The 25,360-nt window shown below is 71.4% G+C and carries 24 protein-coding genes; 4 read left to right on the top strand and 20 right to left on the bottom strand.

Annotation, left to right across the window (positions count from 1 at the left end; all coding sequences use genetic code 11):
• Positions 1-23 precede the first annotated feature (23 nt).
• Both AB0K15_RS33115 and AB0K15_RS33110 read left to right on the top strand, forming a co-directional pair.
• Positions 24-350: a metalloregulator ArsR/SmtB family transcription factor gene (locus AB0K15_RS33115; protein ID WP_354871546.1), complete on the top strand. Its 327-nt coding sequence runs from the start codon at positions 24-26 to the stop codon at positions 348-350.
• Positions 347-856: an SRPBCC domain-containing protein gene (locus AB0K15_RS33110; RefSeq protein WP_354871544.1), complete on the top strand. Its 510-nt coding sequence runs from the start codon at positions 347-349 to the stop codon at positions 854-856. The genes AB0K15_RS33115 and AB0K15_RS33110 overlap by 4 nt, the downstream gene beginning before the upstream one ends.
• Before the next feature lie 40 nt (positions 857-896).
• Here the strand turns inward: AB0K15_RS33110 and AB0K15_RS33105 are convergent, their stop codons facing one another.
• From AB0K15_RS33105 to AB0K15_RS33045, 13 genes are all read right to left on the bottom strand, one after another.
• Complete coding sequence (locus AB0K15_RS33105) at positions 897-1,907, bottom strand: BadF/BadG/BcrA/BcrD ATPase family protein (protein WP_364059404.1); 1,011 nt, start codon at positions 1,905-1,907, stop codon at positions 897-899.
• Complete coding sequence (locus tag AB0K15_RS33100) at positions 1,904-3,169, bottom strand: 6-phospho-beta-glucosidase (protein WP_364059401.1); 1,266 nt, start codon at positions 3,167-3,169, stop codon at positions 1,904-1,906. The genes AB0K15_RS33105 and AB0K15_RS33100 overlap by 4 nt, the downstream gene beginning before the upstream one ends.
• Positions 3,166-4,056, bottom strand: coding sequence for a carbohydrate ABC transporter permease (locus AB0K15_RS33095; RefSeq protein WP_364059398.1), 891 nt, complete (start codon positions 4,054-4,056; stop codon positions 3,166-3,168). Before AB0K15_RS33095 ends, AB0K15_RS33100 begins: the two co-directional genes overlap by 4 nt.
• 70 nt (positions 4,057-4,126) lie before the next feature.
• Positions 4,127-5,116, bottom strand: coding sequence for a sugar ABC transporter permease (locus AB0K15_RS33090; RefSeq protein WP_364059395.1), 990 nt, complete (start codon positions 5,114-5,116; stop codon positions 4,127-4,129).
• On the bottom strand, positions 5,113-6,489 hold the full coding sequence (locus AB0K15_RS33085) for an extracellular solute-binding protein (protein ID WP_364059392.1): 1,377 nt from the start codon (positions 6,487-6,489) through the stop codon (positions 5,113-5,115). Before AB0K15_RS33085 ends, AB0K15_RS33090 begins: the two co-directional genes overlap by 4 nt.
• A gap of 20 nt (positions 6,490-6,509) precedes the next feature.
• Positions 6,510-7,751: an ROK family transcriptional regulator gene (locus AB0K15_RS33080; RefSeq protein ID WP_364059575.1), complete on the bottom strand. Its 1,242-nt coding sequence runs from the start codon at positions 7,749-7,751 to the stop codon at positions 6,510-6,512.
• A gap of 599 nt (positions 7,752-8,350) precedes the next feature.
• Positions 8,351-8,728 carry a hypothetical protein gene (locus tag AB0K15_RS33075; RefSeq protein ID WP_364059389.1) on the bottom strand — a complete coding sequence of 126 codons (378 nt, stop codon included), beginning with the start codon at positions 8,726-8,728 and terminating at the stop codon, positions 8,351-8,353.
• Between the two features lie 430 nt (positions 8,729-9,158).
• Positions 9,159-10,166, bottom strand: a complete 1,008-nt coding sequence (gene nudC, locus AB0K15_RS33070; RefSeq protein ID WP_364059386.1) for an NAD(+) diphosphatase — start codon at positions 10,164-10,166, stop codon at positions 9,159-9,161.
• Positions 10,166-11,551 carry a pitrilysin family protein gene (locus AB0K15_RS33065; RefSeq protein ID WP_364059383.1) on the bottom strand — a complete coding sequence of 462 codons (1,386 nt, stop codon included), beginning with the start codon at positions 11,549-11,551 and terminating at the stop codon, positions 10,166-10,168. Before AB0K15_RS33065 ends, nudC begins: the two co-directional genes overlap by 1 nt.
• A complete protein-coding gene (locus AB0K15_RS33060; protein ID WP_364059380.1) occupies positions 11,548-12,846 on the bottom strand; it encodes a pitrilysin family protein in 1,299 nt (432 codons plus the stop codon). Before AB0K15_RS33060 ends, AB0K15_RS33065 begins: the two co-directional genes overlap by 4 nt.
• Positions 12,847-12,855: 9 nt before the next feature.
• Positions 12,856-14,430, bottom strand: coding sequence for a DUF2207 domain-containing protein (locus tag AB0K15_RS33055; RefSeq protein WP_364059377.1), 1,575 nt, complete (start codon positions 14,428-14,430; stop codon positions 12,856-12,858).
• Positions 14,423-15,109 (bottom strand): DUF2207 domain-containing protein, encoded by a 687-nt coding sequence (locus AB0K15_RS33050; RefSeq protein ID WP_364059374.1) that lies wholly within the window; start codon positions 15,107-15,109, stop codon positions 14,423-14,425. Before AB0K15_RS33050 ends, AB0K15_RS33055 begins: the two co-directional genes overlap by 8 nt.
• A gap of 3 nt (positions 15,110-15,112) precedes the next feature.
• Positions 15,113-16,144, bottom strand: a complete 1,032-nt coding sequence (locus tag AB0K15_RS33045) for an RDD family protein (protein ID WP_364059371.1) — start codon at positions 16,142-16,144, stop codon at positions 15,113-15,115.
• 152 nt (positions 16,145-16,296) lie between these two features.
• Here AB0K15_RS33045 and AB0K15_RS33040 point away from each other — a divergent pair, with 152 nt between their 5' ends.
• Positions 16,297-17,301, top strand: coding sequence for a stage II sporulation protein M (locus tag AB0K15_RS33040; protein ID WP_364059368.1), 1,005 nt, complete (start codon positions 16,297-16,299; stop codon positions 17,299-17,301).
• Here AB0K15_RS33040 and AB0K15_RS33035 read toward each other — a convergent pair.
• From AB0K15_RS33035 to AB0K15_RS33010, 6 genes are all read right to left on the bottom strand, one after another.
• Positions 17,298-18,074, bottom strand: coding sequence for a ricin-type beta-trefoil lectin domain protein (locus AB0K15_RS33035; RefSeq protein ID WP_364059365.1), 777 nt, complete (start codon positions 18,072-18,074; stop codon positions 17,298-17,300). The genes AB0K15_RS33040 and AB0K15_RS33035 overlap by 4 nt on opposite strands.
• Positions 18,075-18,167: 93 nt before the next feature.
• The gene (locus AB0K15_RS33030; RefSeq protein WP_364059362.1) at positions 18,168-19,460 is read right to left on the bottom strand and encodes a DUF58 domain-containing protein; all 1,293 of its coding nucleotides are present in this window, start codon (positions 19,458-19,460) and stop codon (positions 18,168-18,170) included.
• Positions 19,461-19,463: 3 nt separating this feature from the next.
• Positions 19,464-20,447, bottom strand: coding sequence for a MoxR family ATPase (locus AB0K15_RS33025; RefSeq protein WP_364059359.1), 984 nt, complete (start codon positions 20,445-20,447; stop codon positions 19,464-19,466).
• Entirely contained in the window at positions 20,444-21,583 is a 1,140-nt protein-coding gene (locus tag AB0K15_RS33020; protein WP_364059356.1) for a DUF4350 domain-containing protein, read from the bottom strand. Before AB0K15_RS33020 ends, AB0K15_RS33025 begins: the two co-directional genes overlap by 4 nt.
• Positions 21,580-22,215 (bottom strand): DUF4129 domain-containing protein, encoded by a 636-nt coding sequence (locus AB0K15_RS33015; protein WP_364059353.1) that lies wholly within the window; start codon positions 22,213-22,215, stop codon positions 21,580-21,582. The genes AB0K15_RS33020 and AB0K15_RS33015 overlap by 4 nt, the downstream gene beginning before the upstream one ends.
• The gene (locus AB0K15_RS33010) at positions 22,209-23,471 is read right to left on the bottom strand and encodes a hypothetical protein (protein WP_364059350.1); all 1,263 of its coding nucleotides are present in this window, start codon (positions 23,469-23,471) and stop codon (positions 22,209-22,211) included. The genes AB0K15_RS33015 and AB0K15_RS33010 overlap by 7 nt, the downstream gene beginning before the upstream one ends.
• A 374-nt stretch (positions 23,472-23,845) precedes the next feature.
• Between AB0K15_RS33010 and AB0K15_RS33005 the strand changes: the two genes are divergently transcribed.
• Entirely contained in the window at positions 23,846-24,844 is a 999-nt protein-coding gene (locus tag AB0K15_RS33005) for a neutral zinc metallopeptidase (RefSeq protein WP_364059572.1), read from the top strand.
• A 56-nt stretch (positions 24,845-24,900) separates the two neighbouring features.
• On the opposite strand, the gene AB0K15_RS33000 is transcribed toward AB0K15_RS33005, so the two are convergent.
• Positions 24,901-25,320, bottom strand: coding sequence for a hypothetical protein (locus AB0K15_RS33000; RefSeq protein WP_364059569.1), 420 nt, complete (start codon positions 25,318-25,320; stop codon positions 24,901-24,903).
• Positions 25,321-25,360 lie beyond the last annotated feature (40 nt).

Below are 25,360 nucleotides of genomic sequence, written 5' to 3'. Positions count from 1 at the left end.
TTTTGGTCACCTATTCTCGTCGGGTGCCTGACGACGACCTGGTGTTCAAGGCGCTGGCGGATCCGACCCGCCGGGGCCTGCTGGACCGGCTGTTCGAGCGTGACGGCCGCACGCTCACCGAGCTCGAGTCCGAAGTGGACATGACGCGGTTCGGGGTGATGAAGCACCTCAAGCTGCTCGAGGAGGCCGGGCTCGTCGTCACGCGCAAGGAGGGGCGGGAGAAGCTGCACTTTCTCAACCCCGTGCCGATCCGGGAGATCCACGACCGGTGGATCGACAAGTACACCGAGCGCCACGTATCGGCGCTGATGGAGCTCAAGAGCGATCTGGAGAGGGAGCCACCGAAATGACCGAGACCAAGACCGTGCAGGTCAACCGCGTGTACATCAAGGCGACGCCGCAGGCGATCTGGGACGCGATCACCAAGCCGGAGTGGACGCAGAAGTACGGGTACTCCGGGCTGGCCGAGTTCGACCTCAAGACGGGCGGCAAGCACCGCACCAAGCCGACGCAGGAGTTCATCGACGCGGGATTCACGTCTGACCTGCTGGACGGCGAGGTGCTCGAGTCCGATCCGCCCCGCAAGCTCGTGATCACGTGGAAGCTGCTGATGGACCCGAGCCTCGTCGCCGAGCCCTACACCACGCTCACCTACGACATCGAGGAAACCAAGACCGCCGGGACCAGACTGACCGTGACCCACGACGTCACGGGCGCGCCCGGGCACGCGGCGCTCGTGTCGGGGGCGATGGAGAACGTCGACGCCGGTCCGGGTGAGAACGCGGGTGGCGGCTGGGCGTGGGTGCTGTCCGACCTCAAGTCCGTGCTGGAGACCGGGAAGAACATCGTGGGCTGAGGTTCCGGCCCACACCGCCCCGATGTGGCGTCCGGTGCGCTCAACGCACCGAACGCCACATCGGGGTGCGTTGCGTGGCTGCCTTGAGAGCCGCCTTGGCCTCCGCCGAGGCACCCAGCTCGTCGAGGCCGAACAGAGCCGCGCCGACGACCGGGTTCACGTCGACCACGCGCACCACCGCCCGCGGAGCCACCTTCAGGCAGCGTCGCTCGATCTCGGAGATCACCGACGGGCCGACGCCCGTCAGCACTCCCCCGCCGAGCACCACCTCGGGCGCTTCCGTGGTGAGGTCCAGCCGCCGCAGGATCACGGCGGCGAACACGCTGACCTCCTCCACGAACCGCGTCACGACCTGCTGCGCGACCTCGTCGCCGGCGGCGGCGACGTCGAACAGCAGCGGGCACAGGCCGTGGATGCGCGCGGAGTCGATCTCCTTGAAGTGCAGACCCTGCACCACGTCGAACACCCTCGAAACACCGAAGAAGCCCGAAACCGCCGCCTGCAACGCCGTGGACGGCCCGCGGCCGTCTTCGGCGCGCACGGCCCACCACAGGGCTTCCTCACCGAGGCGGTAACCGCCGCCCCAGTCGCCGGAGACCTTGCCCAGCGCGGGAAAGCGGTGCACGCGCCCATCCGGGCCGACGCCGGCGCCGTTGATCCCGGCGCCGCACACCACCGCCACACCCGTGCCGTCGGAGCTGCCCGCGCGCAGCAGCGCCAGCACGTCGTTGCCCACGTGCAGGGTGGAGCTCCAGCCGCGCGCGAACAACGCGGCGTGCAGCGCCTCTTCCTCACGCGGGAAATCCAGCCCCGCGAGGTAGGCCGACGTGTGCACGCCGAACGGTCGCGTCGTCGGCAGACCCGCCGACGTCAAGGCCGACAGCACCAGGGTCTCCAGCGCCGCGACGCAGCCGTCGACGCCGACGTTCTGCGGCGAGGCGCCGGGGCCACGCGATTCGGCGAGCACGCCGCCCTCGCGCGACACCACGAGCACCTCGGTCTTGCTGTTCCCCCCGTCGATCGCGACGACCGCGGGCCCGGCTTCGCTCATCCGCGCGCCCACGGCAGGAAATCGCGGTTGATCGACACGAGGGAGTCGGCCAGCTGGTCGGCCTTGGTGTACTGGCCGACCAGAGGGTGGGCCAGCAGCGCGTCGGCCACGCGGTCGCGGCCGCCCTTCACCGCGGCTTCGAGTGCGAGGTGCTCATAGGCCGTGACCGCGGCGATGAGGCCGGCGAAGCGCGGCTCCACCGTCTGCTGGGAAATCGCCCGAGCGCCGGAGGAATCCACAGTGGACGACACTTCGATCACCGCGTCGTCAGGCAGGAAGGAGAATGTGCCGTCGTTGCGCACGTTCACCACGTGCTCCTCCGCCGGGCCGCCCGCCGTCAGCGCGTGCACGAGCTGCACGGCGGCCTCCGAGTAGTACGCGCCGCCACGCTTCTCCAGCGAATCCGGCTTGGTGACCTGCTCCGGGTCGAGGTAGATCTTCAGCAGCTCTTCCTCGACGTCGCTCACCACCTCGGCGCGCGGACGCTCGGTGAGCTGCTTGGCCACCTGCGCGTCGTGCGAGTAGTAGTACTTCAGGTAGTACGACGGCACGGCGTTCATCCGCCGCATCCACTCGACGGGCGCGGACACCTCCTCGCCCAGGAACTCCGCGTGCCGGTCGAGCAGCTCCGGCAGCCGGTCGACGCCGTCGACGAGCACGCCGCGTTCCCAGCTCAGGTGGTTGAGTCCCGTGTGGACGAGGCGCACGTCGTCGGTCGACGCGCCGAGCAGCTTGGCGAACTTCCGCTGCAGGTTGATCGCGACGTTGCACAGCCCGACCGCGCGGTGACCTTCCTGCAGCAGCGCCCGCGTGACGATGCCGACGGGGTTCGTGAAGTTCACGATCCACGTGTCGTCACCCGCGACCTTGCGCACGCGCTCGGCGATGTCGAGCACCACCGGCACCGTGCGCAGGGCCTTCGCCAGACCGCCCGCGCCGGTCGTCTCCTGGCCGACGCAGCCGCACGCGTGCGGGAACGTCTCGTCCGACGCCCGCGCCTTCTGCCCGCCCACCCGCAGCTGGATGAGCACGGCCGAAGCGCCCTCGACGCCTTCCTCCAGGTTCGCCGTGGTGCGGACCCGCGCCGGGTGCCCGGCGTGGTCGAGCAGCCGCTGGCTGAACCCGCCGACGGTCTCCACGCGGTAGGCGTCCGGGTCGATCAGCACGATCTCGTCGACATCCAAAGTAGACCTTCGGCCCGCGATTCCGTCGACCAGCTCCGGCGTGTAGGTGGACCCGCCACCGACGACTGCCAGCTTCATCCCTTGACTCCCGTGAACGTGATGCCCTTGACGAACGACTTCTGCGCGAACACGAACAGCACGATCACCGGCGCCATGATCAGCGCGGTCGCGGCCATCGTGAGGTTCCACTCCACGTGGTGCATGCCGCGGAACGAGGCGATGGCCAGCGAAAGCGGCCAGTTGTCCTGGTTCTCGCCGGTGTAGAGCAGCGGTCCGAAGTAGTCGTTCCAGGTGAACAGGAAACAGAACATCGCGGTGGCCGCGATCCCGGGCTTGGCCATGGGCAGCAGCACCCGGGTCATCGCGCGAAACTCGTTGCAGCCGTCGATCTTCGCCGCTTCCAGGTAATCCTTGGGGATGGTAAGGAAAAACTGGCGCAGCAGGAAGATCGAGAACGCGTCGAAGAAGAAGTACGGCACGATCAGCGGAACGAGAGTGCCCGTGAGACCCATCCGCACCCACAGGTCGTACAGCGGCACGACCGTGACCTGCGGAGGCAGCATCATCGCGGCCACCGTGAGCATGAAAAACAGGTTCTGGCCACGCCACCTGAGCTTCGCCAGCCCGTACGCCGCCGGGATGGCCGACACGAGCGCGCCGACCGTCGCGAGCGCCGAGTACAGCAGGCTGTTGCCGAAGTACTCCAGCAGCGGCGCCTTCTTGAACACCTCGACGAAGTTCTCGAAGTGCCATTCCGTGGGCCACAGGCTCGACGTCATCGCCTGGTCGCTCTTCATCACCGCGGTGAGGAACACGAACAGCAACGGCAGCACGAAGATCACGCCGAGCGCGATGCCGATGGCGTGGGTCGCGATGAAGCCCAGCCGCTTGTCCCACTGGCGCCGGAACTGCACGCGCGGCGGGACGGGAGCCGCGGGTTTCGCAGGTGCCGAAATCGTCGTCATGCCCCCACTCCGTTCCTGCGGGACACCCGCGCCCGGTCGGGGTCACGAACAGGCTGGCGCGAGTATAGGTTCATGCCCCCTCCTCCTGGTGCTGGCTCTTGCGCAACTGCCGCACCAGCACCCACGTGAAGCCGGCGGACACGATGAACAGCAGCACGGCCATCGCCGCCGCGTAGCCCATGTTGAAGTAGCGGAAACCCTGGACGTACAGCCAGATCGGATACGTCAAAGTGGAGTTCTCCGGCGCACCGATCAGCTTCGAGTTGCCGGCCACGTCGGCTGTGCCCGCCGAAGCGGACGCGGCCACGATGGCTTGGGTGAAGAACTGCAGCGCGTAGATCATCGAGTTGACCACGCCGAAGAGCAGGACCGGCGAGATCGTGGGCAGCGTGACGTGCCAGAACTTGCGGACCGCACCGGCGCCGTCGAGCTCGGCCGCCTCGTACTGCTCGGCCGGCACGTCGAGCAGGGCGGCCAGGATGATGATCATCAGCTCGCCCGAACCCCACAGCGCCAGCAGCGTGAGTGACGGCTTCGACATCACCGGGCTGTTGAACCACAGCCCGCCGTCGATGCCCACGAGGTGCAGGAACCGATTGACCGGGCCGAACTGCGGGTTGAACACGAAGACGAACGCGAGTGTCGCCGCGGCCGGTGGTGCGAGCGTGGGCAGGTAGCACAGCGTGCGCACCAGGCCGACGCCGGACTTCAGCCGCGAGATCACCGACGCGACGCCGAGCGAGAACAGCACGCGGCAGATCGTCAGGACGATCACGAGCCACAACGTGTTGTACGCGGCGGTTTTCACCAGCGGCTCGCTGGTGAACATCCGCACGTAGTTGTCGAACCCGATCCACTGTGGAGGGTTGATGAGGTCGTAGCGGGTGAACGAGTAGTACACCGTGGCGATGAGCGGGTACCCGAAGAAGATCAGGAACCCCAGCGTCGCCGGCGCCATGAAGTAGAACACCGTGCGACGGCGCTTGGCTCGGCGGGACCCCGCCCGCACCTTCGCGGGTGCGGGCGGGATCGTCGCCTCGGTGGGGAGGACCGAGGTCATCCGCCGGCGCCCTTCTGCGCCAGCTCGTCGTTGACCTGGGCGTCGACCTGCTTGAGTCCGGCGTCGAGGTCGGGCACGGAACCGGCCTGCCACTTCTCGGCGAAGTCGTTGACCGCCTTGAGGAAGGCGTCACCGATCGGCGTGGAGGGGTTGGCGACCAGCTTGCCGCTGCCGTAGATGTCGAGGAACGTCTTGAACTGCGGCGGCGCGTCGAGCTTCGGCGAGGACAGCGAAGCCGTGGTGCTGGGCACGTTCTTGAGGCCGTTGGCCATGTCCACGAGCGTGTCGGTGTCGAGCGTGACCTGCTTGATCAGCTCCCACGCGGCGCCGGGGTTCTTGGCGCCCTTGGGGATCGCGATGATCGTGCCGGTGGCGAAGCCGGCGCCGTAGTGGTCGGCCATGCTGTCGAGCACCGGCGCGGGCGCGGTGGCGTAGTTCAGCGTCGGCGTCTGGTCCTTGATGAACGCGGTGCGGAACTCACCGTCGTACATCATCGCCAGCTTGCCCTTCTGGAAGCCGTTGTCGGCGGAGTACTCGTCGCCGAGGCCGGCCTTGAACTTCTCGACCTTGTCGTGGCCACCGTAGAAGTCGATGAGCTTCTTCTGGAACTCGAACATCGCCTTCCAGCCGGGGCTGGACGAGATCGACGACTTGCCGTCCGGGCCGATGAACTGCGCACCGAAGTTCGGGGCCCAGTACTGTGCCTGGTTGGCGTAGAACGGCATCGACGGGATGAAGCCCATCGTCTTGATCGAGCCGTCCGCGTTGAACTCGGTGAGCTTCTTCGCGTCCTCGAACAGCTCGGTCGTGGTCTTCGGCGGCGAGGAGATGCCGTGCGCCGCGAACATGTCCTTGTTGTAGTACAAGCCGTAGACGTCGGCGAGCATCGGCATGGCGCAGCGCTTGCCCTGGTACGACGTGTAGTCGCGCACCGCCTGCGGGATCTGGTTCACGTCGATCTTGTCGCGGTCCAGGTACGGCTTGAGGTCCTGGAAGCTGCCGGTGGAGCACCATGCGCCGAGGTTGTCGGTGTAGAAGGAGATGGCCACGTCGGGCGGGTTGCCGCCGCGGATCGACTGCGTGAGCTTGTCGTCGTCCTGGTTGCCCTCGTGGTTGATGGTGATGTTGGGGTACTTGGCCTTCAGCTTGTTCAATGCGGCCGTGACGACGCCGTACTCACGGTCGGTGAACTTGCTGTAGACGGTGAGGGTGAGCTTGTCGTCCTTGTTCGGCGGCGCGGCGGCGTCGCCCGAGCCGCTCGGCGCGGCCGCGCCGCACGCGGCGGTCGCCAGCAGCGTGGCGGCGGCCGCGGCGGACAGCAGCAGAGAACCACGCCTTCGCGCGATCCTCCGGATGCGGGTCGTGGGGGCCATGACCCTCCTCCTCATGGTGGTTACTCGGTCGGGGACGGGGCTGAGCTCGGGAGTGCCGTCCGCGGCGCTCCCGCTGGGTCCTCTGCGGGTCGGCTCGGCCCGCGGAGCGTGGGGGTGACGACGCCGAAGACGTCTTCACGGGCGGTGGCGAGCGCGGACTGCAACGCGCCCGCGCGCACGGCGTTGCCCTGCACCGAAGCGAGCGCGACGGGAGTGCGGGGCAGGACGAGTTCGTGAAGCTTTTGTGCGACCAGCTGGGCGAACTCCTCGCCGCCGGCCCGGCTCGTGTCGCCCGAGAGCAGGATGAGCTGCGGGTCGGCCACGGCCACGAGGCTCGCGAGGCCACCGGCGACGCGGCGGGCCAGGTCGTCGAGGAAGGGCTGGTTTTTCTCGGTTTTCGCCATTGTCACGGCCTCGGGGCCGGTTTTCGCGGCCAGGCCGTGGGCGTTCGCGAGCCTTGCGATGGCGGGCGAATCCACGAGGTTGCCGAAGCGCGCGCCGGCCTCGGGCCAGCGGTCACCGGTGTCCACAGTGGCCGGATCGGGCACGCGCATCCAGTCGATCTCGCCGCCACCGCCGGTCGCGCCGCGCAGCAGCCGGCGGCCGATGACCACAGCGCCACCGACGCCTTCGGAGAGCCAGACCATCACGAAGTCGTCGACGTCCTGGGCTTTCCCGACCGTCATCTCCTCGACGGCCACCAGGTTCACGTCGTTCTCGATGGTCACGGCCAGGCCGAGCTCCTCGCTGAGCCTCGCCGGGACGTCGAACCCGAGCCAGCCGGGGATGTGGGGCGCGGACGAGAGCAGGCCGGTGCGCGGGTCGAACGCGCCCTGCGCGCCGATCACGACGTTGGCCAGGTCGTCGAGGTTCTTGCCGGCCTTCTTGGTGACGTGCTTGAGCGCCTTGCCGAAGGTGCCGATCACGTCGGCGCCTTCGTGCACGGGCAGCTCGACCTGGTACTCGGCTCGCACGGTTCCCGCGATGTCGGCGATCACGAAATCGGCGACGTGCGGCGTGAGGTCCACGGCTGCGACGTGGGCGAGGCTGCCGTTCACCGCCCACAGCTGGGCCCGCGGTCCGCGCCCGCCGCCCGCGCGTTCGCCGGCTTTGCCCACCAGGTTGTCGTGCTCCAGGCGCGTGAGCAGCTGCGCCGTGGCCGGCTTGGACAGCCCGATCACGACCTCGAGCTCGGCCCTCGTGAGCGGCCCGCCGCGCAGCAACGCCTCGATCGCCGCGCGATCGTTGATCTCGCGCAACATCCTCGGGCTTCCGGCGCGCACTGTGGCCCCTTAATTAGGATACTTTACAGACGGTTTCGGGCGACTGTAGTGAGCGGGGCCACATCGCGTCAATGGTCATCCGGAACGAGCGGGTAACACTTCGAGTCGAGGAGGTTTCGGGCGCGGCGGTGGGTGACTGAGCGAGTGCTCAACGTGTGCGACCGGGAGTATCCGGCGAGAGGCCGCGCGAGCCCGCTGCTTTTGCGGTGTTCTTATCGGCCCCTGACCTCGAAAAACGGCCGAAGCGAAATCTGTGGACAACCCCGCGCACGACGGGTTCCGTGTGGACAGGTGCCGGCGAGCGCTCGACGCGACAACGACAAAGGCCTCCCCGGCTCAAGCCGGGAAGGGCCCTCTCACGAACAAGCCGAAGCTCACTCCTCCGCGTCAGCCCATGCCTTCGACATCACGCGGGCGATCGACGAGTTGCCCGGCAGGATGATCTCCGAAGCGCCGCCCGCGGTGGGCGTCGGAGTGGCGGTTCGGGGAGGTTTCGGGCGCGGCGGTGGGCGACTGAGCGGGTGCTCAGCGTGTGCGAGAGTGGTCGGCCTCGGGTGCCGTGCGAAGCCGGGCGGCCATCAACCGCCGTAGAAGTCGCCCAGCGAGGTGCGGGTGTAGGAAATCAGCAGGTCGGCGTGGGCAAATTCGGCAGGCAAGCACTCGCGCACGCCGTCGAGGAGCTCCGCGAACCCGACGGGCGGCGTCACGACGTGGGCGAGCGGATGGTGTTCGCGCAGCTGCTTCATCAGCTCGGCGATGTGGATCACGGCGGCATCGGCGTCGGTCTGCCACAGCCACGCCAGGACCTCACCGAACGCGGCCGGCGGGCGCGCGACCCCGTCCCGGGCGGTGGTGCGGAATCGGTCGATCAGCACGGTGGCTGTTCCGGTCACGCTGGCTTGCCTCAGCGCACTGACGACGCTCCGCGGGACGGCGACGGTGTCCATGAGCTCCATGCTGGCACCGCGGGAACGCGGTCGGCGGAGGCTCGCCGGGCGCCGTCCGTCCCCGGAAACCAGCGGCACCGCGAAACACCCTACGGCGAAACGACGAAGGCCCTCCCCTGCTCAAGCCGGAAGGGCACTGTCACCAAGCCGCGGAGGGCATTCCTCGGCAGGAGGAACGCGCGAAGGCAGGTGGAAGCGGCCGCCTCGCCTGGTCGGGGGCCAGAACGCGGAGGCCGGAGGTCAGGGTTACGCCCAACACCACCAACCGTCGGTCGTCGAGACTGTGCGCGCTCGTGGCCGCCGAACCACGCACGACGGGTCCGCTCGCCGGGTTCGCGCAGCGGGCGGCAATCCAGCCCTGAACAACAACCGGCTCGCGAAACGACGAAGGCCCTCCCCGGCTCAGCCGGGAAGGGCCCTGTCACGAACAAGCCGAAGCTCACTGCTCCGCGTCAGCCCACGCTTTCAGCATCACGCGGGCGATCGACGAGTTGCCCGGCAGGATGATCTCCGAAGCGCCGCCCGCGATGGGCGTCGGAGTGGCGGTGCCGCTGTTGCGGAAGGCGGCGCGGACCTCGTCGCGCGAGACCCAGAGGGCTTCCTCGATCTCGCCCTCGGCGGGGACCAGCGGGGCCGTGCGGTCGGCGCGCGCGGTGAAGCCCAGCATGATCGAGCGCGGGAAGGGCCAGGGCTGGCTGCCCAGGTAGCGGATGTCCGACACCTCGACACCCACCTCCTCGCGGATCTCCCGTGACACGCAGCCCTCCAGCGACTCGCCGGCTTCGACGAAGCCGGCGAGAACGGAGTAGCGGCCTGCCGGCCACACCGGCTGGCGCGCGAGCAGCACGTGGGAGCCGTTGACGCCGTCCTGGTCGTGCACGAGGCAGATCACGGCCGGGTCGGTGCGCGGGTACTCCTCGTGGCCCTTGGCCTCACACTTGCTGGCCCAGCCGAACTGGATCAGGTTCGTGGGCGAGCCGTCGCGGGTGCAGAAGCGGGACTGGCGCCGCCAGTGGCGCAGGGCCTGCGCGGTGGTGAACAGGCCGGCCGACGTGTCGTCCAGCTGGTCACCGTAGCCGCGCAGCTCGACCCAGATCTCACCGTCGACGCGCGGGACCTCTTCGACCACGCCCCAGCTGCCGGACATCTTCACGGTGTCCGCGTCACCCTCGGGGCGGCCGGGCAGCGACCAGTAGTCGGTGTCCTCCCACTCGCCGAGGAACACCGCGTCGGCCGGGGGTTCCGTGCCGAAGTCGATGGCCTTGCGGGCAGCCAGCGAGGAGCTGCCCTCGACCACCGGCGTGCGGCCGGTGTCGTCGAGCAGCACCACGCGGGCTTCGGACCACTTGGAGATCAGGCGTTCCGGGTTGGTGCGCAACGTCTCCTGACGGTCCACAGTGGACCGGGACAGGGTCGGCAGCGACTCCAGGGCGAACGGTGCGGTCATCAGTCGGCCGTCTCCGAACCCACCGTCACGTCGCCCAGCGCGGTCAGCTTCGGCGCGAGCAGCTCCGCGTCGCCGACCACCACGCCGGTGAACCGCTTGGGCGCGAAGTATTCCAGCGCCGCCTCGGCCACCTGCTCCCCCGTCACGGCCGCGAGCCGCGCCGGGTGCTCCTGCAGCCATTCGACGCCGAGACCCGTGGTCGCCAGCGCCATCAGCTGCCCGGCGAGGCCCGACTGCGACGACGTGGAGGTGAGCAGCGAGCCGATCGCGTACTGGCGCACCGACTCCACCTCATCGGCCGTCGGCGGCACGAGCCCGAGGCGCGCCAGCTCGTAGCGCGTCTCGAGCAGCGCCGCGGCGGTGACCTCGTTGGCCGTGTCGGCGTCGACGTTCACCACCGCGTTCTCTCCGGTGAACTCGAACCCGGAGTGGGCGCCGTAGGTGTAACCCTTGTCCTCACGGATGTTCTCGACCAGGCGCGAGGAGAAGTAGCCGCCGAAGGCCAGGTTCGCCAGCTGCAGCGCCGGGTACGACGGGTGCGTGCGGGCCACCGTCTGCGCCGAAAGCCGGATCTGCGACTGCACGGCGCCGGCGCGCGGCACCAGCAGCACGTCGCCGCCGGTCAGCTCCGGCAGCGGCGGGAGCACGAGAGCCGAGCGGTCGGAGGCCCAGCCGCCGAGCGCGCGTTCGAGCTCGGCCGGCACGGTGTCGGGGTCGATGTCGCCCACGATCACCAGAACGGAACCGCGCGGCAGCACCGAAGCCGCGTGCAGCGCCCGCACCTGCTCCGGCGTCACGACAGCCACATCGTCGGCCTGCGGGACCTCCCGCGTGACGGGGTGGTCGCCATAGCGCTGCTTCTGCAACGCCTCCCGCGCGATCGTGCGCGGCTGCGTGCGCGACACCGCGATGCGTTCGATCAGCCGCTCGCGTTCCCGGGTCACCTCGGCCTCGCCGTAGGTGGCGCCGGTCAGCACGTCGCCGAGCACGTCGAGCAACGTCGGCAAGCCGTCGGAGAGCGCGGAACCGTTGAGGTACAAGCGTTCCGGGTCCACGCCCGCGCCGAGGTCGCCGCCGATCAGCGCCAGCTCGGCGTCGATCTCCACCCGGTCGCGCTTCGCGGTGCCGGTGAGCAGCGTCTCGGCCAGCACCTCCGCGGTGGCCGGGTGCAGCGCGTCCTCCCCCGCGAACGGGATCCACAGCCGGACCTCCACCAGCGGCACCGAAGCCTTGCGCACGGCCAGCACGCGCAGGCCGTTGCTCAGCGTGGTGTCCACGTGGGACAGGTCGGTGGCGGCGCGCTGCTCACCGAGCGGTGGCAGCGGGCGCGGACCGGTCGACGTGCGGCCGATCTCCTGCGCGCTGCGATGCGTAGCCGAAGTCACTGCTCTTCGATCCCTTCGGTGTTGGCGGCGGGCTTCACGACGAGCACGGCGCGCGCGTCGGGGCGCAGCGCCTTCGCCGCGGCCGACACGGCTTCGCCGGTGACCGCCGACATGCGGTCCGCCAGCCGGTGCACCAGCGACGCGTCGCCGTAGAGCAGCTCGAACGCGCCCAGCGCCAGCGTGCGCGACACCAGCCGGTCGTGCTCCGAGTGCAGGCTCGCGGCCCAGCGCGCGGTCACCTTCTTGAGCTCCTGCTCGTCGGGCGGCGTCGTCGCGAGCTCGTCCAGCACCTCGTCGAGGGCGGCCAGCACGCGCTCGCGCTCCACGTCCGGCGGGTGGATCGCGGTGATCGTGAACGTGTCCGGGTCACGCGCCTCGAACGGGCCGAACAGCCCGGCGCCGGCGCCGATGTCGACCACCAGCGGCTCGCGGTGCACCAGGCGCTGCTGCAGGCGGGAGCCGTCACCGTCGGTGAGGACACCGGCCAGCACGAGGTACGCGAGGTAACCGTCGAGGTCGTTGATCGGGTCGGGCATGCGGTAGCCCACGGCGATCGCGGGCAGCGGTGCGTGCGCGTCCTCGTGCTCGCCGTGCAGCTCGGTGGTGGGCAGCGGCTCGGCGAAGGACGGGCGGACCGGCGCGGGCCGGTGCGGCACGTCGCCGAAGTGCTTCTGGATGAGCTCCTTGGCGTTGTCGACCTCGAAATCGCCGGCGACGGTGAGCACCGCGTTGGCCGGCGAGTAGTAGGTGTCGAAGAAGGCGGCGCAGTCGTCGAGCGTCGCGCCTTCGAGGTCCTCGAACGCGCCGTAGCCGTCGTGGGCGTTGGCGAAGGTCGAGTACAGCACCGGCGGCAGCAGGATCCAGGGGAACCCGCCGTACGGGCGGTTGCGCACGTTGAGGCGGATCTCCTCCTTGACGACCTCGATCTGGTTCGCCAGGTTCTCCGCGGTCAGCTTCGGTGCGCGCATGCGGTCGGCTTCGAGGAACAGCGCGCGCTCGAGGGCCGCCGAGGGCAGCACCTCGTAGTAGTCGGTGTAGTCGGGATGGGTGGACCCGTTGAAGGTCCCGCCGCTCGACTGCACGTGGCGGAAGTGGGCCAGCTTCTCCAGGCTTTCACTGCCCTGGAACATCAAGTGCTCGAAGAGGTGCGCGAAACCCGTCAACCCCTCCGGCTCGGAACGGAAGCCCACGTCGTAGTGCACGCTGACCCCGACAACAGGCGCGGTCGGGTCCGGGGCGAGCACCACGCGCAGACCGTTGTCAATCGTGAAACGGACGAGCTCGGGATCGGCCATGCCCCCACCCTACGCAGAGGACCCGACCCTCGGCTCGGCTGGTGGCACCGCTCCCAGCGCCGGGCGCGCGCTTGTGGTCGCGGCGCCGAGGGCGGCCAGGAAAGCGCTGGTCCGGGCGGGTGTGGCGGGGCCGCCGAACCAGTACGCCTGAAGCGAACAAACCGGTTCCGCGAGCGTCCCGAGCCAACGGCTGGTTTCGCCGAGCGCGAGGGCGTACGGGAGGGCACGGGAGAAGATGAGTTCGGTGACTTCGGCCGGGTCGGCCAGTTCGGCGCGCAGGCCCAGGAGCTGGTCACGGAGGAGGCTGCCGTCCCGCGTGCGCGGGGGCAGCCACGCGGCGAAGAGGCCGAGGGCGGCGCCGGTGGCGACGACGACCAGGCCGAGCTGCGCGTAGCCGGCGGTGAAGGCCAGCAGGGCGGTGAGGAAGGCGCCGTAGCAGCAGAGACGGACGGCGATCTTGGTGAGCAGGGCGGGCCGGCGCGAGAGCCAGCCGCGGCGGACGACGGCCGTGCGCAGTTCGTCCTCGATGTCCGGCGTGATTCTCGACAGCGGCGCCGAATCGCCGGGGACGGCGGTTTCGTAGACCGTCCGTTCGAAGGCGGTGAGGTACTCGTCCGGCGGGTTGCGGCGGTGCAGGGTCCAGCTTTCTTCGCCGGCTCCGCCGACCCACAGGTAGTTGCGGACGCAGAGGTCGAGCACGGTGGCGGCGACGTCGAGGGCGTCGGTGCGGCCCGTGAGCAGGAACCCGAGGTGGCCGGGCAGCACTCCCTGCGGTGAGGAGAACTGGCCGTCGGCTTCGAGGCGGACCGGGAGCGCGGCGGCCCGGTCACGGCGGCGCAGGACCAGCAGCGTGACGAGGCCCGCCAGGACGAGCGCCGCGAAGGCGAGCCACGCGGCCAGGATCGGGGTGGTGACGAGGAAGGCGCCGGCGACGGACTTCGCGGGCACGAGCTGTTCGGTCGCGGGCACGGTGCCGGCGGGCAGCTCCGCGGTGAGCTCCACGCGGTCGCCCGGCGCGAGCTTCGACACCGACACCCGGGTGAGCCCGGAGTGGTCGAGCTGCGCGGCGCCGCACGGGGTGGCGGAGCCGGGCGGGCCCGCGAGGCAGGTCACGGCGTCGGGCAGGTTCGGGGCGGCGAAGGTCGCGCGCATCAGCTCCAGGCGGGTGTCCCAGCCGCCGGCGAGGTCCCACGTCAGGTGCTCGATACCGAACCTGCGGCCTACGGTGCCCACAGCGCCGACGACGGTGTAGCGGACCACCGAGGTCCCGCCGCGCAGGTCGACGACGATCTGGTCGTCCGAGGTCTGCGCGCTGCCCGAGCCCTCGATGCTGAGGTCGCGCACGGTGAGCACGCGGTCGTGACCGGCGTCGGCGGAGCTGCGCAGCGGGAGGGTGCGCGTCATCGTGGTGCCGGCGGGGACCGAGACGGCCTCGGTCACCGACAGCGTGCCGTCGCGCTGGAGTTTGAGCGTGACCTCGGCGCTTTGCGGGAGCGCGGGCAGGTCCTGGGCTTGGGCCGGGCCCGCGGCGAGGACCAGGGCCGGGATCGCCAGGACGACGGCGAAGCTGCGGAGGCTAACCACGGTCGAGCACCTCGAAGCGGTTCTTGCCGCGGCGGCGGTGCAGCCACGTCGGCACGGCGGCGATCAGCAACAGGACCAGGGCGAGCAGGGGAATCCCCGGGCCCTTGAAGAAGTCCGCGACCGGGGAGACGGCGACGAACCGGGCGTTCACGGGCAGCGCGCCGGGCGGGATGCCGACCGCGAGGTCCACGCGCTCGCCGGGGCGCAGGCCGTCCTGCTCGACGCGGGCGATGCCGCCGGCTCCGAGCTCCGAGAACGTGCAGTGGCGGGCCGAGCCGATGACGCCGGCGAAGCAGTCCACTGTGGAGATTCCGGGGGCGGTGAACTCCGTGGTGAGGCGGGTGAGGTCGGCGTCCCAGCCGCCGGTGACCTGCCAGCGCAGCTGCCCGCCGTCGGCGACGGAACCGTCCACTGTGTACGAAAGGGTGGCCGGGCCGGTGTAGGTCGCGGTGAGGCCGTCGGAATCCTCGTCGAGGTGGCCGGAGCCGGTGAGGCGGGCGTCGCGGACGGTGTAGACGCGGTCTTCGTCGTCGGCGATGGGCACGCGCAGGGCGATGCGGTGGGTGGCGGGCGTGGCGGTGGTGACCTGCTCGGCGACCGTGACGGAGCCGTCGGGGTGGGCCGTGGCGGTGACGTCGGCGGTGAGCCCGGCGAGGGCCGTGGCGAGTTCGAGGAGCACCGGTCAGCTCGGCGGGGTGAAGGGGTTCTCCGGCTCCTGCGGCGCGGGCCGCGGGGCCGTCGGCTGGGGCTGCTGGGCCGTCGGCGGCGGGTACTGCTGCGGCAGGGGCGGCTGGGTGACCGGCTGGATCTGCTGGGCCGTCGGCTGGAACTGCTGCCGGGTCGGCTGGGTGACCGGCTGGAACGGCTGAGCCGGCGGCTGTTGCGGGAACGGCTGCGGCTGATGAGCCTGCTGCTGCGACCCCGCGTAAGCCGGCGGCGGCCCCGCGTACACCTGCTGCGCCAGCCGCGCCTGGTCGCGGTTGCGCCGTTCCGCCAGCACCGCCGAGAGGAACACCCACGCCGGCATCCCGGACGGCACCGCCACCCCCACGGCGTGGGCCGTCTGATCGGCGAGCCCTTGACCGAGCGCGTGGGCGGCGTCGGGTCGCAGCTCGTGGAAACGGTTCAGGTACTGACGCGCGGCGAGCGCCAGGTCGTCGGGCAGCCGGCTGAGGTCGAGCTGCGCGGCCCAGCCTTCGAGACCCGGCGGCATCGCGACGTAGGCCTGCGCGCTCTGCGGCACGCGTTCCCGGATCACCAGCGTGCCCGCGAGGTAGTCGCCGACGCGGCGGCCGTTCGACGAGCTCAGCGACACGATCACGGCCACCGCGCCCAGGAACCCGAGAGCCCAGAAGTCGACGAAGAAGCCGGCGAGGGCGCGAGTGAGGGCGTGGCGGAAGCGGATGGGGCCGCCGTCGAGCCGGACCACGCGCAGGCCGAGCGCCATCTTGCCGAGCGACTTGCCGCGGGTGAGCGTCTCGAACAGCACCGGGTAGCCGATCACGATCAGCACGAACACCGACAGCAGCAGCGCGATCGTGAGCGCCGGGTCGAGATCGGCCGAGGTCGCGGCGACGGTGACCACGACGATCAGCAGGAGCGCGCCCTGCACCAGCACGTCGAGCAGCATCGCGACACCGCGGCTGGCCAGCTTGGCCACCCGGAGGTCGAGGACCACGGCCTCACCGGTGACGAGATCGGACTCTTCCTGCACCGGGCAAGCCTAGTTGCCGGTCCGGCCGAAAGGAGGCGGACACCCAATCAAGCACCGCCTGCACGTCGCAACGTTTTCCGCCGTGACTGTGGCCGGATCGGCAACAGTCACGGCGCAGTGGGCCCTAGGCTGGGGCTCCAGGAGGTGATCGGGTGGACGTCGACGTCTTCGTCGCGGCGCACGGAGCGGAGTGGGCCCGGCTCGGCGAGCTCGTGCGGCAGCGCAGGCTGTCCGGGGCCGAGGCCGACGAGCTCGTGACGCTCTACCAACGCACGGCGACGCACCTGTCGATCATCCGCTCGACAGCGCCCGACCCGGCCCTGCTGGCGCGGCTGTCGGCCCTGGTCGCGCGGGGCCGTTCGGCCGTCACGGGCTCGCACAGCGCGGCGTGGCGCGAGGTGGCGCTGTTCTTCACCCGCCGCTTCCCGGCCGCGGTGTACCTCAGCCGGCGCTGGTGGATCCCCGCAGCGCTGGCGTCGCTGGTCGTGATGGCCGTGCTCGGCGTGTGGATCGCGGGCGACGAGTCCGTGCGGTCGGCGCTGGTCTCCCCCGACGAGATCAAAGCCATGACCGCGCCCGGCGGCCAGTACGAGACGTACTACTCGACCGGGCCGGCGAGCTCGTTCGCCGCGAAGGTGTGGACGAACAACGCGTGGGTGGCCGCGACCTGCCTGTTCCTGGGTGTCGCACTGGGCCTGCCCGTGATCAGCGCGCTGTGGCTCAACTCGCTCAACGCCGGTATCGCCATCGGCCTGATGTCCTCGGCCGGCCGCGGCGACGTGCTGCTCGGCCTGCTCCTGCCCCACGGCCTGCTGGAGCTCACGGCCGTGTTCATCGCCGCGGGCACCGGCCTGAAGCTCGGCTGGACCGTGATCGACCCCGGCCGCCGCTCGCGCAGCGCCGCGCTGGCCGAACAGGGCCGGTCCGTGGTCGTGATCGCGCTGGGGCTGGCGTGCGTGCTGCTGGTGTCCGGCGTGATCGAAGCCTTCGTCACGCCGTCGGGCTGGCCGACGTGGGTGCGCATCGGCATCGGCGCGGTCGTGGAGCTGCTGTTCCTGACCTACGTCTTCACGCTCGGCCGCCGCGCCGCTCGCGACGGGGAGCGGGGCGATCTCGACCGCCGCTACACCGGTGACGCGCTGCCGGAAGCGGGCTAGCAGAGGCAGCTGCCCTCGAAGGCGATGGAGTTGCCGTCGTCGAGGGTGGCGCTGCCGGTGAAGCGGATGTCGAACTCGCCGGGATCGGTGAGGACGAGCTTGGGGCTGGTGGCTTCCCCGTCGGCGCCGGTTTTCGCCTGCGCGGTTTCCTTGCCGCCTTCGAAGACCAGGACGTTCTGCGCCCGGGCGGCGTGCACGTAGAAGGTGACCGGCACGTCCGGCGCCGGCTGGCCGTTCTCGCCGATCACGCGGACCACGAACGGCGCCGCGGGGTCTTTCGTGGCCAGGTGCTGGCCGTTGCCGGACAGGATGGCGAGCGTGCGGCCGCCCGCGGCCCACGCGTTGGACAGGCCCGGCAGCGAACAGACTTCCTGGTACAGCCGCGCGCCCGGCGTCGGCGCCTCGGCGGTGAGGCAGCGCGCGGTGGCGACGTTCGCGATCGTCACCAGCCCCGGGTTGCCCGCGACGCGGCGCCACTGCTGCTTGTGATCCCCGTCGGCGCAGGCGGCCATCAGCACGCCGACACCGTCGACGGGGCTCTGCGCGGCGAGGCACTGTCCACTCGCGACATTGCGGTAGTGCTGGGAGGCCTTGTCGTACGTCCAGGCGGCGCCCGGGTCCTTCGCGTCGGCCAGCTGCACCTTGCCGCCGGCCGTGGCGAGCGAGACCGCGCCCCCACCGTCGGCGAGGTAGACGGGCGCGCCGTCGGCCGCGTACGCGACCCCGCCGGACCCGATCAACAGCAGCACCACCACGGACAGCAGCCGACGCACGCGAGCACTCCCTCGAGCCGAAGTTGCTTCCGGCTTAACAGCACCGGAGGCGGCGCACCAAGGGATGCCACTCCAACGAGTGCCGAACCTCCGCTACAGGCGGCCCGCGGCCTTCAGCGCCAGGTACCGGTCCGCCAACGCCGGGGGCAGCTCTTCCGGCACCGCGTCCACCACGTCGACACCGCGGCGGGTCAAGCGGGCGGTGGCGGAGGCGCGTTCGGCGAGGGTGCGCTCGGCCGAGGCGGCGTCGTAGACGGCTTCGGCGTCGCCGCGGGCGCGGGCCATCTCGGCGACGCGCGGGTCGGCCACGGACGCGACGATCACGTGGTGCCGGGAGGTCAGGGAGCTGAGGACGGGGAACAGGCCCTCTTCGAGCGGCGCCGCGTCGAGGCCCGTCAGGAGCACGACCAGCGCGCGGCGGCGGGTGCGCTGGAGGATTTCCGCGACCATGCCGCGGGAGTCGGTCTCGACGAGGGACGGTTCGAGCGGCGCCATGGCGTTCACGAGTGACGGCAGCAGCGTCGCGGCCGACGAGCCCGGCACGGCGGCGCGCACGCGGCGGTCGTAGGCCAGCAGGTCCACGCGGTCGCCGGCGCGGGAGGCCAGGGCGGCCAGCAGCAGCGCGGCGTCCATGGCGGCGTCGAGCCGGGGCGCGTCGCCGACGCGGCCGGCGGACACGCGGCCCGTGTCGAGGACGAGCACCACGTGCCGGTCGCGTTCCGGGCGCCAGGTGCGGACCATCACGTCGGCCGCGCGGGCGGTGGCGCGCCAGTCGATGGAGCGGACGTCGTCGCCCGCCACGTATTCGCGCAGGGAATCGAACTCCGTGCCCTGGCCGCGGATCATCACCGCACTGCGGCCGTCGAGCTGCTGCAGCCGCGCCAGCCGCGACGGGAGGTGCTTGCGGCTGTGGAACGGCGGCAGCACGCGCACCGACCACGGCACCTCGTGCGAACCCTGGCGCGCCGCGAGTCCCAGCGGCCCCATCGCGCGCACGGTCACGCGGAACGCCTGGCGGTCGCCGCGGCGCGTCGGCAGCATCGCGGTGGTGAAGACGCGCCGTTCGCCCGGTGGCACGGAGATCCGGTGGCGGTCGTCGGCGCCCGCGCTCGGCGGCCACGCGTCGCGCAGCAGCCCGCGCACCCCGCGCCGGCCCGGGTTCGTGACGGTCAGGGTGACCTCGGCGGGCTCACCGAGGCGCACGGAAGTGGTGCCACCGCGCGAAAACCGCAGCGAGCGCACGCTGCCGGCGAACACGAGGTCCACGGCCACCAGCACGAGCAGCACCACGACGACGCCGAGCACGCCGGCCGCGGACGGGAACAGCAGCCCGACCACCAGCGCACCCAGCAGCGCCAGCAGCCCGAGCCGCCCGGTGAGGGCCACCGCTCAGCGCGGCACCGGCACGGAGGCCAGCACCCGGTCGAGGACCCCGTCGGCGGTCACGCCCTCGAGCTCGGCCTCGGGCCGCACGTCGAGCCGGTGCCGCAGCGCGGGCCGGGCCAGCGCCTTCACGTCGTCGGGCGTCGCGTAGTCGCGGCCGGCGAGCCAGGCCCACGCGCGCGTGACGGCGAGCAAAGCCGTTGCGCCACGCGGGGAAACGCCGATGCGCACGGCCGGCAGCTCCCGCGTCGCGCGGCACAGGTCCACGACGTAACCGATGACCTCGGGCCCGATCGTCACGCGGGCGACGGCCTGGCGCGCGGTCGCGAGCTGCTCGGCGCCGGCAACCGGACGGAGGCCCGCGGCCGCGAGGTCCCGCGGATCGAAGCCCTGCGCGTGGCGCCAGAGGATGCCGATCTCGTCCTCACGCGAGGGCGCCGGCATCGTGAGCTTGAGCAGGAACCGGTCCAGCTGCGCCTCCGGCAGCGGGTAGGTGCCCTCGTACTCCACGGGGTTCTGCGTCGCGATCACCATGAACGGATCGGGCAATGGCCGCGGCGTGCCGTCGATCGAGACCTGCCGCTCCTCCATCGCCTCCAGCAGCGACGACTGCGTCTTCGGCGGCGTGCGGTTGATCTCGTCGGCCAGCAGCAGGTTCGTGAACACCGGGCCCTCGCGGAACGAGAATTCGCCGCTGTGCGCGTCGTACACGAGGGAACCCGTGACGTCGCCCGGCATCAGGTCGGGCGTGAACTGCACTCGCGTGGTCTTCAGGTCCAGCGACGCCGCCAAAGCCCGCACCAGCAGGGTCTTCGCCACGCCGGGCACACCCTCCAGCAGCACGTGCCCGCGGCAGAGCAGCGCCAGGATGAGCCCGGTGACGGCCGCGTCGTTGCCCACCACGGCCTTGCCGACCTCCGTGCGCAGGGCGATCAGGGCCGCTCGCGCGTCTTGAGCCTGATTCGGCGCCTGCGTCTGTTCGGTACTCAAGACCGCTCCACCTCTCGTTCCACGCTGTCCAGTTCGTCCGCCAGCCGGACCAGCCCGGCCTCGTCGGCCGGGGGCGGACCGTAGAGCACGCCGCCGACCTCGGCCGGGTTGCGGCCCGTGCGCGCGCTCACCGTCTCGACGACCGCCGCCGCCTCGGCGTCGCGCGGCAGGCCCAGTCTCGTGCGCAGCCGCGCGCGGGCCGCTTCCCGCAACGTCTCGGCCGCGTGCCCGGCCGCACCGCCCCGCCGGTACAGCCGCGCGCGGCCCTCGGCCGTTTCCGCCGCGCGCACCACGATCGGCAACGGTTCGCTCACCACCGCGCCGAGGCGGCGCGCGCGCCACAAAGCCAGCAGCACCACGGCGATCGCGGCCGTGACGGCGCCGTAGCGCCAGCCGGGCGGGATGAGCTCGTAGAAGGACTTCTGCCCGCCGCCGAGCGCGGGATCCGTCGGCGACGGCACGTACCAGACGAGCCGCTGGTGGTCGCCCAGCAGCCGCATGCCGAGCGCGGCGTTGCCCTCGTCGGAGAGGCGGTCGTTGGTCAGCGGCGCGCCCGTGCCGAGCACCGTGACGGTGCCCGAGCGGTCGGCGACCTGCACGAACGTCGGCGCCTCGCCGTCGCGGTAGCACTGGCGGGCTTCGGGGTCGTCGGTGCGGAAGCGCGTGCCGCCGAGCGTCGCGGGTCCGGCGCCGACCGCGGCCCCGACCGTGCAGCCGGGATCGAGCGTCGCGACGTCGGTGCTGCCGACCGCGCTCACCGTCGGGAGCACTTTGGACAGTGCCTCCGGACCCGGCGCCAGCAGCACGAGGTGCGCGACGCGGCGGCGCAGGTCGACGAGCCCGTCGCCCGGCACCCGGTCCGGCGAGGTGATCACGAGGGTGCCCCCGTCGACCTGCTGCAGCGCCTCTTCGATGGTGTGGACGGGGCGGACGTCGACGCCTTCCTCCTGCAGCAAGTGGGACAGGGCGTGGCTGCCGTTCGGTTCGTAGGAACCGGGTTCGAACTCGCCGCTCGTCTGGTCGCCGCGGCTGAGCACGAGCGCCAGCGCGACAAGCACGATCAGCAGCAGGAGCGCGAGCGGAACCCGCACGCCGCGCCAGATGCGCCGGAGATCAGGCGAAACGGAGGTCGTCACGCGCCCACCAGCACCGGCCGCTCACGGCGGACGCGGTCGTCGAGGTCGGTCAGAGCGCGGTAGGCGGCCTCGGTGCCGGGCCGGCCGCCGTAGTGCACGTCGTCGAACTGCCGGGCGCCCGCCGCCAGGTCGGCGGCGAGGTTGGGCAGCAGCGCGCCTGCTTCGGCGGCGGCTTCGTCGGCCGTGCGGCCGGAGCGCGAGTCCAGCAGCGCCCGTTCTTCGAGGCCCCGCACGATCGCGCGGAACCGTTCACGCACGGCGTCGGCGAACTGTCCTTGCGCGGCAGCCTGTTCGGCTGCTTTGCGGTATTCGTCGGCGCTGCGGCGCCGTCCCGAGAAGACCTGCCGCGCGGCCTGCGCCGCGCGCCCGACCTTCCCGACGCGCAGCCGGACCACCACGATGAGCACGATCAGAAGGCCGATGATCAGCAGCAGCCCCAGCGGCCCGCCCGGCACCCCGGACAGGCTGTTCAACAGCTCGCTGAACTTCTCGCCCAGCCAGTGCGCGACCTGCTGGAGCAGCCCCGGCCGCGCGGCCGCGTACGCCGGGTCGCTCAGCTCCTGGACCGCCCGCAGGCGGGCGGGGTCCCGGTCGATGTCGACCGGGACGTCGGTGAGCAGGAACGTCACCACGCCTGCCGCGGAGCCGGCGGCGGGTTGAGGCCCGCGGCCCGCGCCAGCTCGATGTCCATGCCCTCGCGGCGCATGCGCTGGTCGATGTAGAGGACCACCGTGACCAGCGCGACGAACGGCGCGACGATCGTCCTCGCGATCACCGAGCCCACCGCGCTCAGCACCAGGCCGCCGGTGGTCTGGACCGGCGCGGTGGCCTGCGGGTCGAACAGGCCCGAGAACGCGCCCGAGCCCAGGTCGAACGGGATGGCGATGATCGCCGTGATCAGCCAGCCGATCACGGCGGCCAGCAGCAGGATGCCGAGCACGCGCCAGAACGCCCCCGACACGAGCGTGCGCGAACGGCCGAACGCCTGCCGGATCGTGCCGCGCTCCAGCACCAGCGCCGGGCTCGCGAGCGCCCAGAACACGTACGGGATCACAGCCGGCAGCAGGCAGAAGATCGCGGCGACCATGGTGGCCAGCCCGTACAGGATCGTGAGGCCCAGCAAGGGAAGCAGCCGCGGTGCGGCCTCGCTCAAGGCCGTGCGGAAGTCGACGGGACGGCCGAGCACGGCCTTGCCCATCACGACCGTGAGGAAGCCGGTGAGGAACGTCTGGCCGAGCAGCGTGATGATCAGCGTCGGGATCAGCGACAACGCGGTGCTGCCCAGCAGGTTGTACATCGCGTCGAGCGCTTCCTGCTGCGTGGCGGCCGGGCCGAGCGTCGCGACGCGGTTGAGGTCGGGCTGCACCACGAGCTGCACGATGAGGGTCAAGCCCGCCACGAACACCGCGATGACCGCCGACGTGCCCAGGATCAGCACCGGGTAGCGGCGGATGGCGGTGATCGCGCCGTCGAGGATGTCGCCGACGTTGAGCGGGCGCAACGAGATCACGCCCGGTTTGCCGAGGCCGTGCGGGGACCAGCCGCCCTGCTGCCCGTAGGCGCCGCCGGGGTACTGCGGCATCGGCTGCCCGTACGACTGCGGGGGCTGCTGGCCCGGCGACTGCCAGCCGCCGGACGGCGGGGTCTGCGGAGCCTGAGCGGTCTGCGGAGTCTGGGGCTGCTGCTGCGAAACGCCGCCGGTGCCGGGCGTCTGCTGCGAGCCTTCGGGCTGCGGGGTGCCGGAAGACGCGGGCGGGCCGGAATCGGGCGCGCCCGTGGCGCCGGTCTGGTCGGGACCGGACGGTTCGGGGCGCCGGAAACCCTGGCTCGGAGTGGGCGCGTCGTCGTCGGGCGCGCCGGACCCCGGCGAACCGGGTGTGTCTGTCATCGAAGCCCCTCGTACTCACGACCCGTCACTTGCTGCCGCTCACTCTTCCAGAGGCGCCCAAACCGGGCCAGACCTGGGGTGACACCCGGGTCGGGTGACGGCGTCGGCACGAGTGGTGCGTACGGCCCCCGTTCCCCCGATATGCTGAACGGAAGCCGGGGGCCGCCCGGCCCGTGCCGAGACCCTCCGGGACTGCCCTGATGACGCAACCGCCCTACGGCCAGGTGCCGCCTCGCGGGACCGTTCAACCGCCGCCGGTCCCGGGTCAAGCGCCCGGCAGGCAGGGACCCCCGGGTCCCTCGCCCCAGGGCCGATCGGCGCAGGGTCCGTCGATGCAGGGCCCGCCCCAGGGCCCTCCGCCGCAGAACCCGTGGATGGGCCAGTACCCGCCGCAGCGCTTCCCGCCGCAGCACCAGAAGAAGTCTCCGGGCGCGATCATCGGGATCGCGCTCGGTGCTGTCACGGTGCTGGTGCTCGGGGTCGTCGCGATCGTCGCGCTGAACCGGCCGAGCCAGGGCGTGAACGCCACCGGCTACCAGAACCCGCCGGCACCGGCGCCGACCAGCGCGTTCGAGCTGCCGCCGAACAACGGCTCGTCCTCCACCGCGTCCTCGGCGCCGACCGAGTCGTCCGAGCCGAGCTCCACCGGCCCGCAGAAGATCCTCAAGCTGGCCGACCACCCGATCCTGCAGGACCCCAACGCCGGGCTGCAGAACCGCGTCTGCGACCTGCCGTCGTGGCAGAGCACGCAGTCGGGCGCGGAAGCGTTCTTCACCGCGGCCAGCAAGTGCCTCGACGCGGCGTGGGGCCCGTTCCTCGAGGCCTACGACCTGCCGTTCACCCCGCCCGCGCTGCACTTCCCCACCGGGCCGAGCTTCGAGACCGCGTGCGGCACGATCCAGGTCGGCATCGCGACGGCGGCGTACTACTGCGAAGACAACCTGTACGTGCCGTTCGCCGGACTCCAGACGGACCAGTACGGCAACAACCCGGGCGTCTACCTGGCGTTGTTCGCCCACGAGTACGGCCACCACGTGCAGGAGGTCGCCGGGATCATGGACGCCGCGTGGCAGAAGATCTACGCGGCCGGCCAGAACAGCCCCGAGGGCCTGGAGATGTCGCGGCGCAAGGAGCTGCAGGCGCAGTGCTTCTCGGGCATGTTCCTCGGTGCCCACGTGGACCAGGGCGGCACGATCACCCGCGACATGTACAACAAGGCCTGGAACGACCAGGAAACCCGCGGCGACAACACGTCCCACAGCCACGACCACGGCACCAACGCCCACTATGCCTACTGGTGGCGCCAGGGCGCGAAGGCCAACCGGATCGCCGACTGCAACACGTTCGCCGCGCCTTCGTCCCTGGTCAGCTAGGGATCCAGGGGCGGGCCGCGGTCCCGTGAGCACGCCCGGTGCCCTGAGGCGGGCGCTCAGTGCAGCAGGGCCAGCTTGCCCGAGCCCCGGATGACCAGGAACGCGTACATGCCGCCGGAGAAGCACGCGAAGACCAGCAGCACGAGCGCCATCGGGCCGCGCGCGTCCTGAGCGCCGGCCGAGGTGTCGGCCGCGCTGACGGTGATCGGGCCGTCGGCCGGGGCGTCCACGGGCACGCCGACCTCGACGCGTTCGCCCTTGGCGTGGCCGCAGCCGTTGAGCGTGCCTTGGCGCGGCTTGCCGCCGAGGCTGAACGTGACGGATTCGACCGGGTCGCCGGCCGAGCACGCGGCCGGCTGGGTCACCTCGGCCTGCACCGGCGCGCCGGCGTCGTCGCCCGCGATGCCGAACAGGCCGGGCCCGGCGAGCCACGCCAGCACCACCACGAGCACACCGGCGGCAGCCGGGATGCCCACCTGCAGCCACCTCTGGACTGAGGTCTTGCTCGTGAGGTCG

Origin of the sequence: Amycolatopsis sp. NPDC049253 (assembly GCF_040678995.1) — a bacterium.
GTDB lineage: Bacteria > Actinomycetota > Actinomycetes > Mycobacteriales > Pseudonocardiaceae > Amycolatopsis.
The sequence above is the reverse complement of the archived record's forward strand: the minus strand, read 5'-3'. Positions and strand labels throughout refer to the sequence as shown.

Coding starts and splice junctions, on each gene's coding strand:
- AB0K15_RS33100 (WP_364059401.1), bottom strand. CDS start 3,169: ATGAAGCTGGCAGTCGTCGGTGGCGGGTCCACCTACACGCCGGAGCTG.
- AB0K15_RS33090 (WP_364059395.1), bottom strand. CDS start 5,116: ATGACCTCGGTCCTCCCCACCGAGGCGACGATCCCGCCCGCACCCGCG.
- AB0K15_RS33005 (WP_364059572.1), top strand. CDS start 23,846: ATGGGCCAGTACCCGCCGCAGCGCTTCCCGCCGCAGCACCAGAAGAAG.
- AB0K15_RS33010 (WP_364059350.1), bottom strand. CDS start 23,471: ATGACAGACACACCCGGTTCGCCGGGGTCCGGCGCGCCCGACGACGAC.
- AB0K15_RS33105 (WP_364059404.1), bottom strand. CDS start 1,907: ATGAGCGAAGCCGGGCCCGCGGTCGTCGCGATCGACGGGGGGAACAGC.
- nudC (WP_364059386.1), bottom strand. CDS start 10,166: ATGACCGCACCGTTCGCCCTGGAGTCGCTGCCGACCCTGTCCCGGTCC.
- AB0K15_RS33095 (WP_364059398.1), bottom strand. CDS start 4,056: ATGACGACGATTTCGGCACCTGCGAAACCCGCGGCTCCCGTCCCGCCG.
- AB0K15_RS33080 (WP_364059575.1), bottom strand. CDS start 7,751: ATGTTGCGCGAGATCAACGATCGCGCGGCGATCGAGGCGTTGCTGCGC.
- AB0K15_RS33060 (WP_364059380.1), bottom strand. CDS start 12,846: ATGGCCGATCCCGAGCTCGTCCGTTTCACGATTGACAACGGTCTGCGC.
- AB0K15_RS33075 (WP_364059389.1), bottom strand. CDS start 8,728: ATGGAGCTCATGGACACCGTCGCCGTCCCGCGGAGCGTCGTCAGTGCG.
- AB0K15_RS33110 (WP_354871544.1), top strand. CDS start 347: ATGACCGAGACCAAGACCGTGCAGGTCAACCGCGTGTACATCAAGGCG.
- AB0K15_RS33085 (WP_364059392.1), bottom strand. CDS start 6,489: ATGGCCCCCACGACCCGCATCCGGAGGATCGCGCGAAGGCGTGGTTCT.